The organism is Micropruina sp., assembly GCF_027492755.1.
GTDB lineage: Bacteria > Actinomycetota > Actinomycetes > Propionibacteriales > Propionibacteriaceae > Micropruina.
In genome coordinates this window covers 1-12985 of sequence record NZ_JAPUED010000109.1, presented here as the reverse complement: position 1 = coordinate 12985, position 12985 = coordinate 1, and the positions used below count along the sequence as shown (strand labels likewise).

Here is a 12985-nt window from a genome sequence, read left to right as displayed (position 1 = left end):
GAGAACCGCGACGCCGGCGATGATCGCGCTGGCCGAACTGGTGCCGTTGAAGCTCTGGTAGGCCGAGGTCGGGGGCTTGCAGTTGCCCCACGGGCGGCAGCCGCTGGTGCGCACCTTCCGTGCCCACGAGAAGCAGTCCACCCGGCGGCCGAAGTTCGACCCCACGCCGGGGTCGTCGCCGCTCACCCAGCGTTTCGGGGCGTCCGGACGGCTCGGATCCACGAACGCGCCGCCCACCATTACCGCGCCGGAATCGACGTAGCCGGGTTCGCCGGGGGTGAGTGGGCTGCGTCCGGACGCCGTTTCGAGGCTGTCCAGGTCGGTGTCGCCGTTGCCGGCCGGTTCGATGACCACGATCCCCGAGCGGGTGAGCAGCCTGATCGCGGCCCGGACGTCGACCTGCCGTTCGATCGGACGCTGCCACTTGGTCGTGGTGCCGCCCTCCAGCGCGGCCACCTCGATCAGCACCACGTCACCGCGCCGCAACGACAACAAGGCCTGGGTCAGCACGTCCGCCAGGGGTAGGACGGGGAGGTCGCCGTTGAACGGGGACGCCGCCAGTACGCCGGCCCGGGGTGCGATGCCGTACACGCCGGAGGGTGCCACGAACGTGCCGGCGACGATGCCGAGGGCTGCCGTCCCGTGGCCGCCGCTGAAGCCGCCGACGCCGTCCTGGTTGACCCCGCCCAGCAGTTGCACGCCGAGCGGTTGGAGTGCTTCGTGGTCGAACAACCAGCCCGACTCCACGTCGAGTACCTGAACCTCCGCGCCGTACTGCTCGCGCTCCCAGGCAAAGCGAACGTTGCTGCCGATCGGTGCCCTGTCCAGGTGGCTCGGCCCGGACGTCGGCCCGGCCGCTCCGTCCTGGCCGCCGGCGTTGATCACCGGCAGCTCCGGGTACGCCAACTCGACGCCGGGGAGCTGCTCGAACCGAGCCGCGACGTCCGTCGGGGCCTCCGGGCTGCCGCTCAGGTCGACCAGCCAGTACTGGGTGAGGCTGACGGCGAGTTCCGGGTCGTTCGGATCCTCCATGCTTGCCGGATCCTCGGGATCGGCCCGGTCCTCCTCCTCCCTGACCTCCAGTTCGCGAGCACGCAATGTGGCGGGCTCGATCGTTGTTCTCGGGATGAGTCGGGCGGTGGGGACACCGAGTTCGGTCAGGGCGTCCGCAAGTTCCCTCAGCCCGAGCCGCGCCGCCGCCTCACGCAGCTCGTCGTAGGGGTCGGTGGGCAGCTCGGCGTGGAGCCGGACGACCACCCGGAACGATCTGCGCTGCGGGAACGGCAGTGAATCCTGAGTCATGGATGGATCCTCTCTGGGGTACCAGGTGTCGTTGGTCGAGCTTGTCGAGGCCCTGAGCAAGGACGTTGGTGAGGGGTCTCGACAAGCTCGACCAGCGGTGGCGGGCAGTACGTCATGCGGCGTCCAGCACCACCCGGAGCCGGGTGAGCGCGCGTTGCCGGGTGGGTCCGATGCTGCCGATCGCCATGCCCATCAGCGAGGACATCTGGTCGTAGGACAGGTCGCGGAGCAGGCCGCGGACCACCGCCCGCTGCTGGGCCGGCAGTTGAGCGACCGCTGCGCGAAGCTCGCGCAACTGCTGCCGGTCCAGGCAGCGCCGTTCGACATCGCTCTCGGCGGGCGTGGGGCGTTCCGGCAACTCGTCGACGACCAGTTCCCGGCCCTCCTCGCGCAGCACGGTGAGCGCCGTCCGGCGTGCGGTGGTGGACAGCCAGCCGGGCAGGCAGGCCGGGTTGCGGATCGAGGTGGCGTTGCGCAGCAGGGCGAGCCAGACCCGTTGCTCCATGTCCTGGCGTTGCCAGGACTTCAAGCCGACCTCGGACGCGCGGGCCAGCAGGCAGGGCCGGAAGGCTCGGACGACGTCCGCCCAGAGTGCGGAGTCTCCGGCGGCGAGTCGTTCCAGCAGGTCGTCGGGCCATTCGTCGCGACGATGATCCGCGACCGGGCTGAGCATCTGTGTGGTCATGCTTCAGCGTGTGTTCGGCGACGGGGTCGTGGCGGGGAGATCCGCCCGCGACGGTCGGGAAGAACGCCCGGCCGGGCAGGCCGGGAACCCGGACGACGCTCACCGCTCGTGCAGGCCGGCGTCGCGGGCCAGCAGCGCGAGCCGCACCCGGTCGCTGATGCCGAGCTTGGCCAGGATCGCCGCCATCTGGTTGCGGACGGTCTTCTCGGTCACGTTCAGCGCGTCGGCGATCTGCCCACCCGACAGCCCGGCGGCCAGCAGGCCCACGTGCTGCAGCTCCCGCGGGCTGAGCAGGTCGAAGGGTGAGGGCACCCCGCCACGGGTGCCGCTGAGCGCGGCGGTGGCGACCCTCGGCCCCAGCACCAGGCCGCCGTCCAGCACGGTGCGCAGCGCCGGCAGCAGGGCGTCCGGGGCGGACTCCTTGAGCAGGTAGCCGGTGGCGCCCGCGGCCAGGCAGGCCTGCACGGTTGCGTCGTCCTGGGTCATGGTGAGCACCAGGACGACGCAGCCGGGGACGGCGTGCCGCAGCCGGCGGATCAGGCTGACGCCGTCCCCGTCCGGCAGCCCTAGATCGACCACCGCGGCGTCCGGGGAGTCGAGGACTCCGAGCCGCAGCGCCTCGGCGACCGTCCCGGCCTCGAGCAGCCGGCCGACCCAGGGCACTCCGTTGAGCATCGCCGCCAGCCCCCGGCGGACGACGGGGTGATCGTCGACCAGCAGTACCGTCGCCGGTCCTGCGGTGGATTCCATGGCCGAATCGTAGGAAAACTACGTATCAATGTCAGCGGTCAGCCCAACTTCAGGTCGATGGGCCGTAATGTGCGGCCACCGAGAAGACAGGAGCCCGAACCATGACCGACGAGCCACTCGCCCCCGCGGTCGCACCGCGCCGCTGCCTGGTCGTCGATGCGACGCCCTCGTTGCAGGCCTGGGTCGACCGGCTCTACGAAAAGCTGGCCGTCGTCTCCGGACCCGATTCCGACGACCCGGTCGAATTGCCGGAGGGAACGGTGGTGATCACCGTGGCTGCGGTGTGGCGGGCGGTCGAGCGTGCCTTCTCCACCGAGGACGACGCCTGGTCGATCGCCGACATGGGGCTGCCCGTGCTGGACCAGGCCGAGTGGATCGCGGACGGCCCCGCGAACACGGGGAACCCGTTCCGCCGATGGTGGTGCGCGGTGTTCGGCTGCTGATCGCCTAGGCCCCCGAATCATGGCTGCGGCGGCGGGGAGAGCCCCGGTGCTGGCCTGGTCGATCGCCGGCGCCGGCCTGGTGGTGTCACTGGGCAGCCTGATCATCGATCAGCTCACCGGCGGCGAGGTCGTCATCCGCGACGGTGTGCTCGCGGTCGCGATGCTGGTAGTCGGTGCCCGGATCGCCAGTCACGCACCCGCCAACCGCTACGGCTGGCTGTTGCTGCTGGTCGGAGTTCTCGCAGCGGTGTCGGTCGGCATGTCGCTGGCCACATCGGGGGTGGCGCTGGTGATAGCCAGCTGGGCCTCCTTTCCCAGCTATGCCCTGCTGGCGCTGAGCGGCTGCTTCTTCCCGGACGGCAGGCCGCCGTCGCCACGCTGGCGTCCGGCGATCGCCGTGGTCGCGGTGGCGCTCGGCTGCGGCCTGGTCGGACTGGCCGCGCTGATGGCGCGGACCGGGGGACCGCCGATGGCCGAGCGGGCTGCCCCCGGCTGGGACCAGGTGCTCGCCGGTGTCGGCCTGGTCGCGGTGCTCGCGGCGGCGATGCTGGCGTTGGCCGCCATCGTGGTCCGGATCAAACGGGCGCCGGCGGCCGATCGCGGCCCGTTGATCTGGGCCGCGGCGTCCACCGCATTGTTGATCCTGGGGATGGTGCTGGAGACAGTCAACGTGCCCTACACCGCCATCATGATCGCGCTGGTCTTCCCCGCGGCGGGCGTGGTCGCGATTGCTCGGTACGGGCTGTACGACATCGACACGGTGGTGCACCGGTCGTTGCTCTACGGCACCCTCACCCTGGTGGTCGCGGGCGTCTACGCCGGGGTGGCGGCGCTGGTGGTCGCGATGCGATGGGCTGTGGTGCCGGAGGCCTTCGCGGCGGCCGCGGCGGTGGTCGCCGTGCTGCCGCTGCGGATCTGGCTGCAGCGGTTGATCGACCGTTGGCTGTACGGGGCAAGCGGACGGCCGGTCGAGTTGCTGGTCTCGCTGGCCAGGGGCGTCGGTACGGCGCTGACGCCCGACGACATGCTGACGGTGGTCGTCGACGGCATCGCCGAAGGCTTGCGTGCGCCCTACGTGGCCGTCCTGCTGGAGCCGGAGAGCCGTCCGGCACGAGCCTGCGGCACGCAGCGTCCCTGGCCGCTGACCACCCGCGAGTTGCACTACCGGGGCAGCCGGATCGGCGAACTGGCCGTCCAGCAGCGGGCCCCGGACGAGCCGTGGACACGGCGCGAGCGGAGACTGCTCGACACCCTGGCCCTGCAGGTCGCGGCGCCCGCGGCGACGGTTGCCCTGATCCGAGACCTGCAGCAGGCGCGAGAGCGGCTGGTCACCGCCCGCGAGGAGGAGCGCCGCCGATTGCGCAAGGACCTGCACGACGGGGTCGGGCCCGCACTGAGCGGTGCTCGGATGCAGCTGAGGGCGGCGCTGGCCGGGCTCGGTGGGGCTCCGGACGACTCCGCCGTCCATGCCATCGAGGACGACCTGGGGCTGGCATCGGCCGAACTGCGCCGGGCGATCGAGGGTCTGCGGCCGCCGGCGCTGGACCGGGGGCTCGCGGCGGCTCTGTCCGGGGTGGTTGATAGGCACGCCCAGACCGGCCTGCGGATCTCGCTGGCGATGGAGGACCGCCTGGATGGCGTGCCGGCCGCGGTCGAGGTGGCGCTCTACCGCGTCCTGGACGAGGCACTCACCAACTGCGTCCGGCATGCCGGCGCCACCATCGTCACCGTGCGGATCGAACGAGCGGCTGACCACCTCGTCCTGACCGTCACCGACGACGGACGCGGCTACGCCGGCCCGCGCGACGGCGGGGTGGGCACCGAGTCGATGCGGCAGCGCTGCGAGGAACTCGGTGGCTCTCTGCTGATCGAGTCTGCCGACCCCCACGGAACGCTCCTGCGGGCGACCTTCGGCAGCGGTTCGGAGCCGGCCGGATAGCGCAGGTACTGAGCGAACACGTCACCCGAGTGGCACGGAGGGACGGTTCTTTTCGTTCCACCTGACCCGCGGAAAGGGTGGCCCAGAGGACGGTCCTGGCGGTACGGAGGGACGGTTCTTTTCGTTCCACCTGACGCGGGGAATGGAACGAAAAGGACCGTTTCCGGCGTGTCGGAGTGGAACGAAAAGAACCGTCCCCGGCGTGCCAGCGAGAGTCCCCGAGCTGCGCTGAGCTGATTTGGTGCGGGGTGGCCTTCTGCGATTAAGCTGAGCCCACTCGGGGGAGGCCTATTTCGGCGACCCGAGGAGACATAACCGTGCACGACCAGCGGTCCCAGCTGTCCGACCCGCCCCTCGCAGAGGTGGACGGCGTCCCCGCACCAACAACCAACGAGCGGGCTCCGCGCACCCTGCGCCGCTCGTCCTTCCGCGCCGACACCGCGCGCTTCTCCTCCGCCCCGAACTCCCGCCTCGCCGGCTGGGCACCCGGCCTGCGGCTGTTGGGTACCGAAACCCGCCGCTCCCGCACCTGGGCACACATCGGCGTGCTGGTTTCGATCACGGCGATCGTCGTCTACGGCACCTGGCGGATCATGTTCACCATGCCGCCGAGCGGCTGGAACCTGGTCGCGGCCTGGGTGCTGGTGGCGTTCGAGGTGCTGCCGGTGACCGGCTTGGTGATCCGCGCGATCAACCTGTGGAACCTGGACTGCTCGGGACCCGAGCCGGTGACCACCGTCGAGCCCGGGTTGCGCGCCGCCGTCTTCATTCCGACCTACAACGAACCCGTCGAGGTGATCGCACCGACCATCGCCGCCGCCGTCGCACTGGAACCGGCCCACCAGACCTGGGTGCTCGACGACGGCGACCGGCCCTGGGTGCGTGAGCTGTGCGAGAGCTACGGCGCCCGCTACGTCCGACGCGACCAGCACACCCACGCCAAGGCCGGCAACATGAACCACGCACTGGGGTTGATGGCCGCCGAGGTCGCGGCCGGTGCCGAACCGATCGACGTGATCGGCGTCCTCGACTGCGACCACGTGCCGCTGCCGCATTTCCTCACCGCGACGCTGGGCTGGTTCCGCGACCCCGAGCTCGCGCTGGTCCAGGCGCCCCAGAACTACTACAACTCCGGCGCCTTCGACGACGACGGCGACACCGGTGAGCAGGGTGTCTTCTTCCACGTCCAGCTTCCGGCCCGCGACCGGGCCGGGGCCGGCACGTCGTGGTGCGGTTCCACCTCGTTCATCCGGGTGAGCGCCCTGCAGCAGATCGGCGGCATCGCCACCGACACCATCGTGGAGGACTTCCACACCACGATGCTGTTGATCAGGGCGGGGTGGAAATCCGCCTACCACCATCAGGTTCTCGCCCTGGGCCTGGCCCCGGACACGCCGGAGCAGTACCTGCTGCAGCGCCGTCGCTGGGGGATGGGGTGCATGCAGGTGCTGGTGCAGGAGCGGCTCTGGGCCGCGAAGCGCTGGCTGTCCTGGCGTGGCTACTACGAATACCTGGACGCCACGGTGTGGTGGCTGGAAGGCGTGGCGACCGTGCTGGGCTTCATGATCCCGGTGGTGGTGCTGCTGAGCGGCGCGCAGGTGTCCACCGCCGACCCGTGGGTGTTCATGGTGGTCTTCGCGGCCCTCTTCGTGATCCGGCTGTGGGGTGCGCGGCGGCTCTACCGGCAGCATCTGCATTGGGGGACGGCGTTCGCGCTGCGGATCCTGCGGATCCCGGTCGGCTTGGCCTGCCTGTGGTGGCTGCTGACCCGGCGCTCACTGGACTTCGCGGTCACCCCCAAGGCGGGCGCCGAGGAGCGGTTGCGCGGGCACGTCCCGCAGATCCTGTGGTGGCTGCTGGGGCTGATCGTCGCCGTCGTGCTGTACGCCGGTGCCGGGGTTGCGGGGGTCGTGCCGTGGCGGACGTCGCCGTCCTCGACGGTGACCGCGGGCGCCTGGGTGGTGCTGGCCGGCGCGGTGCTGGTGATGGGCATCCGGCGCATCCAGGCCGTCGAGTTCGCGACCTCGCGGCGCAACGCCTACCGGGTCGGCGTCAGCGCGCCGATCCGGGTGAACGGCGTGGACGGCCGGCTGCTGGACATCTCCCTGGGCGGCGTGGCCATCGCCATGCCCACCGGCGCGCTGCCGTCGGCGTCCGAGATCGAACTGGTGCTGCCCGGGCAGAGCGAGCCGATCGTGCTCGAAGCCGTCCGGGTGCGCAGCGCCGACGACGCCGAGATCGCCTCGTTCCGGGTGCGGTTCGGTGACTGGGCCGCGTACCGGACGATCGCGCTGTGGGTCTTCCACACGCCGGACGGGGTGGTCGAGGGGCTGCCGGACGGCACGCCCGTCGTCGCCCTGCGCGCCGGCCGGCGTCCGGCCCGGGTACCCACGCTGGTCGCCCAGTACGGGCCGGTCGAGGCACGGTCCGAGCGAAGGACGCTCGATGGCTGAGGCCGGGACAGCGATGAATGTCACTGCTCGCCCGCGTACCCCGCGGTCGTCCGCGTGGTGGTTGCTGCTCGTGGTGGGCGCCGTCGGCATGCTGGTCAGCCGATTGTTGCCGGACGGGATGCCCCGGTCGATCGCGTTCGCCCTCTATGGCCCGATCGCGGCGGCCGGCATCGTCGTCGGCATTCGGATGCACCGCCCGGCCCGCGCGCTGCCCTGGTACCTGATGGCGGCCGCTCACGTGATCTGGGGCGTGGCCGACCTGGTGGGCGCCATCTACGCTGATCTGCTCGGAGGGGAGCAGTTCCCGGCCCCCTCCGACGCGATCTACCTGGCCGGCTATCCGGTGATCGGCCTCGGACTGCTGCTGCTCAGCCGGGAGCGCTGGCGGCGCGGGCTGGCCAGCCTGCTGGACAGTGCCATCCTGTTGGTGGCTCTGGGACTGGTGACCTGGGTCGCGCTGGCCCAGCCGACGCTGTCGGCGCTGGACGTCTCGGCTGTCGCGGCGGCCATCAGCCTGGCCTATCCGATCGCCGACGTGGTCCTGGCGGCGATCCTGGTGCCGCTGGTCGGCGCGCCGTGGGGACGGACGCCGTCCTTCTGGCTGCTGGTCTCCGGGGTCGGCACGTTGCTGCTCGCCGACCTGCTGGCCTCGGCGCTGGAGCAACTGACCTGGGCCTCGAGCGATCACCTCGAGGTCGTCTGGATGGCCTCCTATCTGTTCTGGGCGGCGGCTGCCCTGCATCCGTCGATGGTGGGGGCGCCCGAAGCCACGCGGGAGGCCGAGCGGGGGTTCAGCCGGACCGGCCTGATCGCGCTCGCGTTGGCGCTGGTGATGCCGGGTGCGCTGCTGGCCGGCAGGGAACTGACCGGGCAGGACGTCGACGTCTGGCCGCTGGTGGCGGGCTGGGTGGTGATCTGTGCTCTGGTGATCGCCAGGATCGGAGTCGCGATGACGGCGATGGAGCAGGCGCGGGCCGAACGTGAACGTGCCCTGATCGCCCTTGCCCACCAGGCCACGCACGACGCCCTCACCGGCCTGGCGAACCGGGCGCAGGCGCTCGAACTGATTCGCAGTGCACTCAGCCGGGCGCGCCGCTCCGGTGACGTGGTGGGCCTGCTGTACATCGACCTGGACGGCTTCAAGCAGGTCAACGACACGCTCGGCCATGCCGCCGGGGACCAGGTGCTGGAGGTCGCCGGACGCCGCATGCAGGAGGGCGTCCGGGCCGGTGACGTGGTCGCCCGGCTGGGCGGCGACGAGTTCGTGGTGCTGCTCGAGCCGGTCGCCGACGAGGTGAGCGCGATCGGGGTGGCCGAACGACTGGTCGCGGACCTCGCCGAGCCGATCCAGCTGAGCTCGGGCCGCGAAGCCAGGATCGGCGCCAGCATCGGGGTGACGATCAACAGCGACCTGACCATCGACCCGGAGCGGCTGCTGCAGGAAGCCGACCATGCCGTCTTCCGGGCCAAGGCGACCGGACGCGGACGCGTCGAGGTCTTCGCACCGTCCCAACGGGCCGAGATCGAGCGGCGGGCCGCGGTGCAGGCCGCGATCGTCGGGGCGCTTCGCGACGATACGGCCTCGGTGCGGACCAGCCCGATCATCGACCTGCGCACCGACCGGATCGCCGGCGAGGAACTCGAAGTGGTGGTCCCGGATCCGGCCGGTGCACTGTGGCAGCGACGGCAGCTGCTGCCGCTGTCCCGGGGCACCGACAATCTGTGCGATCTGGACGGCTGGGTGCTGCGCCGCGGCGTGCTGACCCGCCCGGGCGACGGCTGGCTGGTGGTGCCGGTCACCGGCCGCCATCTCTCCCAGGGCACGATCGTGGCCGAGGTGAACGCCGCGTTGGAGGCCGGGCTCGCCGCCAACCGGCTGATGCTGCTGGTGCCGTCCGACGAAGTGGGCGGCGCGCGGGTGCTGGACACCCTGCGGCAGCTGCGCACGCTCGGCGTCCGGATCTGTGCCGACAGCTTCGGCGGCGACGACAGCGGGACGGACCGGTGGACCCGGGCGCCGTTCGACTTCGTCCAGCTCGACCCTCGACTGCTCGATACCCGCGGCGGCGACATGCTGCTGCGGCTCACCGTCGAGACGGCCAACGCCTTCGGCTACCGGGTGATCGCCCCCGGCATCGTCACCGAATCCGAGGCCGAGGTGGTCGCCGCGGCCGGCTGCGAACTGGGACTCGGCCCGCTCTACGCCGACGCCGGTGCTGCGGTGCTGAGCCAGCCCTCCAGCTCGTCGGCCGGCAACGGCCGCGACCACAGGTAGCCCTGGCCGAGATCGCAGCCCAGGTCGCGCACGATGTCCGCCTGCGCCTGGGTCTCGACGCCCTCGACGGTGATCCGCAGTCCCATCTGATGCGCGGCGGCGGTGAGTGCGCCGATCAGTGGCGCGGCGCGCGGGTGATCGAGTTGCGCGGTGAACTCACGGTCGATCTTGATGCCGTCCACCGGGAGCCGGATCAGGTCACGCAGGTCGTAGAAGCCTGAGCCGAAGTCGTCCAGCCACACCGACATGCCGGCGGCCCGGAGCGCTTCGAGGGCGGGCGCGCCCTGGTCGGCGGCGTCCGGACGTGTGGTCTCGGTGAGTTCGACGCAGATGGTGCCGGGGGTGACCGCGGCGGCTTCGACGATCGCCACCAGCTCGGTGACCCCGGCGGGGGAGTCGAGGTGCCGTCCGGACAGGTTGACGTTGAGCTCGAAGCCGGGACGGGTGGGTTGCCACCGCCGCAGGTCGGCCAGCGCGTACCGGATGATCGCCAGATCGAGTTCGATCACCAGATCGCTCGCCTCCGCGAGCGGAATGAACTCCGCCGGCGGGATCATGCCCCCGGGCCGTGGCCAGCGCGCCAGCGCCTCGACACCCACGGCGCTGCCGGTGCCGAGGTCGATGATCGGCTGATACCAGGCGACCAGCTGTCCGTCCTGGACGGCACGTTTGAGTGTGGCGGCGTCCACCGCTGGCGCGCTCACCGCCGTCCGAGGGTCTGGTGAGTAGCTGGGCGTCGCCGAGTGGGTCGGTCCGTGGGGGTGAGTTCCGACATGGCCGCAAGGCTATAGGAAGCGGTGTCGGCGTACAGTATTCGGCCCTGCCGGCACGGCGGTGGCGGCGTCCACTAAGGTCACGTCCCGTGGCCAGCGACATCACCGTCTTCTCCGGCTCCGCACATCGTGAGTTCGCGCAGGAGATCTGCGATCTGCTCGGCATGCCGCTCTCACCGTCGGAGACCACCCGCTTCAGCAACGACTGCCTGCAGGTCCATCTGGACGGCAACTGCCGCAAGCGGGACGTCTTCATCGTGCAGCCCTTGGTGCCGCCGGTGCAGGAGAACCTGGTCGAGCTGCTGCTGATGCTGGACGCCGCCCGCGGCGCCTCCGCCGGTCACCTCACTGTGGTGATGCCGCACTACGCCTACGCGCGCAGCGACAAGAAGGACGCCCCGCGCATCTCGATCGGCGCCCGGCTGGTGGCCGACCTGCTGCACAAGGCGGGCGCGCAGCGGGTGGTGACGATGGCGCTGCATTCGCCGCAGGTGCACGGCATGTTCGAGATGCCGGTCGATCACCTCAGCGCCAACCACGTGATGGCCAAGCACTTCCGCAACAACGGCGACCTGTCCAACGCGGTGGTGGTGTCCCCGGACTTCGGCAACGTCAAGGAGGCCAACCACTTCGCTCGGCTGCTCGACGTGCCGGTGGCGGCCGGTGCCAAGCGCCGGCTGACCGACGACCGGGTGGTGATCGACAGCATCGTCGGCGATGTCCGCGGCAAGGACGTCATCGTCCTCGACGACGAGATCGCCACCGCCGGCTCACTGATCGAGCTGTTCGACAAGCTGCGCGAGGTCGGTGTGAACTCGATCACCGCGGCCTGCGTGCACGGCCTGTTCACCGGCCCGGCCGTCGAGCGGCTGAACGCCCAGCCCGATCTGAAAGAGATCGTCTGCACCAACACGGTCCCCCCGCGGGTGGCCGGCGACCTGGACCGGCTGACCGTGCTCTCGGTCGCGCCCCTGTTCGCCGAGGCCGTCCGCCGCATCCACAGCGGCGAGTCCATCTCGTCGCTCTTCGACGCCTGAGGCGACGCGTCCACATCCCGCCGGCTTCTCGTCATCCCGGCGGACGCCGGGATCTCCGCGTCGACCTTCCGGTGGAGGTGAGATCCCGGGTGAGAGCCCGGGATGACGGGGCGGGCGACGAGTCGGGGACGATCCGTTGTCGAGCTTGTCGGGACCGGTCAGTAGGGTGAGCACGGACGAAACCCGGTGGAGGAGAGAGCGATGAAGGTAGCCGTTTTCGGTGCGCGCGGACGGATGGGTTCCGAGGTGGTGCGGGCGGTCGAGGCAGCGGAAGGCCTGGAACTGGTCGCCGCGGTGGACGCCGGTGACGACCGGACGGCGGTGGAGGCGGCCGAGGTCGTGGTCGATTTCACCCACCCGGACGCCGTGATGGACAACATCGCCTGGTGCACCGAGCGCGGCGTCAACGTGGTGGTCGGCACCACCGGGTTCACCGCCGAACGGCTCGACCGGGTACGGGAACTGGCCGAAGCCGGCGGCGCCGGCGTCGTGGTGGCGTCCAACTTCTCCATCGGCGCGGTGCTGATGATGCACTTCAGCGCGCAGGCGGCCCGGTTCTTCGAGTCCGTCGAGGTGATCGAGCTGCACCACCCGAACAAGGTCGACGCGCCGTCCGGCACCTCGGTGAGCACGGTGGGCAAGATCGCCGCTGCCCGGGCCGAGGCCGGGCTCGGGCCCGTCCCGGACGCCACCGCCCAGTCCCTGCCCGGCGCGCGCGGCGCCGAGGTGGAAGGCATCCACCTGCACAGCGTCCGGCTGCGCGGGCTGATCGCCCACCAGGAGGTGCTGTTCGGCGGCGAGGGCGAGACCCTGACCATCCGGCACGATTCGCTCGACCGGGTGTCGTTCATGCCCGGCGTGATCGCCGCGGTGCGCGCCGTGCCCAGCCGTCCGGGCCTCACCGTCGGCATCGAATCCATCCTCGGCCTGGGCTGAGCTTCCCGCGTCATCCTGGCGGCGCACCGTCACCCCGGCTGCGACCCCGTCATCCCGGCGCACGCCGGGATCTCTGCCGAGCCGACAGCCACTCCCGCGCTACCCTCCACCCATCCGACCGAGGAGCACCGAGGAGCACCGATGTCCATCGCCGATTTCCCCCGTCATCCACTGACCTTCGGGCCCAGCCCGGTCCATCCGCTGAAGCGACTCAGCCAGCATCTGGGCGGAGCGCAGATCTGGGCCAAGCGCGAGGACGTCAACAGCGGTCTCGCCTTCGGCGGCAACAAGGTGCGCAAGCTGGAGTACATCGTTCCCGACGTACTGGCCAGCGGCGCCGACACCCTGGTGTCGATCGGCGGCTACCAGTCCAACCACACCCGTCAGGTCGC

At 71.0% G+C, this 12985-nt stretch carries 11 protein-coding genes; 7 read left to right on the top strand and 4 right to left on the bottom strand.

Annotated elements, in window-relative coordinates; genetic code table 11:
• The 3 genes from Q0066_RS07700 to Q0066_RS07690 form a co-directional block, all read right to left on the bottom strand.
• Positions 1–1302: S8 family serine peptidase (locus tag Q0066_RS07700; protein ID WP_298131710.1), on the bottom strand; the 1302-nt coding region annotated here is incomplete at its 3' end.
• A 112-nt stretch (positions 1303–1414) separates the two neighbouring features.
• The gene (locus tag Q0066_RS07695) at positions 1415–1987 is read right to left on the bottom strand and encodes a sigma-70 family RNA polymerase sigma factor (protein WP_298131708.1); all 573 of its coding nucleotides are present in this window, start codon (positions 1985–1987) and stop codon (positions 1415–1417) included.
• 99 nt (positions 1988–2086) lie between these two features.
• Complete coding sequence (locus Q0066_RS07690) at positions 2087–2737, bottom strand: response regulator transcription factor (RefSeq protein ID WP_298131707.1); 651 nt, start codon at positions 2735–2737, stop codon at positions 2087–2089.
• Between the two features lie 101 nt (positions 2738–2838).
• Here Q0066_RS07690 and Q0066_RS07685 point away from each other — a divergent pair, with 101 nt between their 5' ends.
• From Q0066_RS07685 to Q0066_RS07670, 4 genes are all read left to right on the top strand, one after another.
• Positions 2839–3180 carry a hypothetical protein gene (locus Q0066_RS07685; protein WP_298131705.1) on the top strand — a complete coding sequence of 114 codons (342 nt, stop codon included), beginning with the start codon at positions 2839–2841 and terminating at the stop codon, positions 3178–3180.
• Positions 3181–3199: 19 nt separating this feature from the next.
• Positions 3200–5119 carry an ATP-binding protein gene (locus Q0066_RS07680; protein WP_298131704.1) on the top strand — a complete coding sequence of 640 codons (1920 nt, stop codon included), beginning with the start codon at positions 3200–3202 and terminating at the stop codon, positions 5117–5119.
• 317 nt (positions 5120–5436) lie between these two features.
• Positions 5437–7572 (top strand): glycosyltransferase family 2 protein, encoded by a 2136-nt coding sequence (locus Q0066_RS07675; protein WP_298131702.1) that lies wholly within the window; start codon positions 5437–5439, stop codon positions 7570–7572.
• Entirely contained in the window at positions 7565–9847 is a 2283-nt protein-coding gene (locus tag Q0066_RS07670; protein WP_298131700.1) for a diguanylate cyclase, read from the top strand. The genes Q0066_RS07675 and Q0066_RS07670 overlap by 8 nt, the downstream gene beginning before the upstream one ends.
• Here Q0066_RS07670 and Q0066_RS07665 read toward each other — a convergent pair.
• The gene (locus tag Q0066_RS07665; protein ID WP_298131698.1) at positions 9772–10551 is read right to left on the bottom strand and encodes an EAL domain-containing protein; all 780 of its coding nucleotides are present in this window, start codon (positions 10549–10551) and stop codon (positions 9772–9774) included. The two genes, Q0066_RS07670 and Q0066_RS07665, sit on opposite strands and share 76 nt — an antisense overlap.
• Positions 10552–10709: 158 nt before the next feature.
• Between Q0066_RS07665 and Q0066_RS07660 the strand changes: the two genes are divergently transcribed.
• The 3 genes from Q0066_RS07660 to Q0066_RS07650 form a co-directional block, all read left to right on the top strand.
• Entirely contained in the window at positions 10710–11657 is a 948-nt protein-coding gene (locus tag Q0066_RS07660) for a ribose-phosphate pyrophosphokinase (RefSeq protein WP_298131697.1), read from the top strand.
• Positions 11658–11858: 201 nt separating this feature from the next.
• Positions 11859–12593: a 4-hydroxy-tetrahydrodipicolinate reductase gene (gene dapB / locus Q0066_RS07655; RefSeq protein ID WP_298131695.1), complete on the top strand. Its 735-nt coding sequence runs from the start codon at positions 11859–11861 to the stop codon at positions 12591–12593.
• Between the two features lie 141 nt (positions 12594–12734).
• Positions 12735–12985: pyridoxal-phosphate dependent enzyme (locus tag Q0066_RS07650; protein ID WP_298131694.1), on the top strand; the 251-nt coding region annotated here is incomplete at its 3' end.

Excerpts from the sequence above, each read along its gene's own strand:
- Q0066_RS07695 (WP_298131708.1), bottom strand. The coding sequence starts at position 1,987 with ATGACCACACAGATGCTCAGCCCGGTCGCGGATCATCGTCGCGACGAA.
- Q0066_RS07690 (WP_298131707.1), bottom strand. The coding sequence starts at position 2,737 with ATGGAATCCACCGCAGGACCGGCGACGGTACTGCTGGTCGACGATCAC.
- Q0066_RS07685 (WP_298131705.1), top strand. The coding sequence starts at position 2,839 with ATGACCGACGAGCCACTCGCCCCCGCGGTCGCACCGCGCCGCTGCCTG.
- Q0066_RS07680 (WP_298131704.1), top strand. The coding sequence starts at position 3,200 with ATGGCTGCGGCGGCGGGGAGAGCCCCGGTGCTGGCCTGGTCGATCGCC.
- Q0066_RS07670 (WP_298131700.1), top strand. The coding sequence starts at position 7,565 with ATGGCTGAGGCCGGGACAGCGATGAATGTCACTGCTCGCCCGCGTACC.
- dapB (WP_298131695.1), top strand. The coding sequence starts at position 11,859 with ATGAAGGTAGCCGTTTTCGGTGCGCGCGGACGGATGGGTTCCGAGGTG.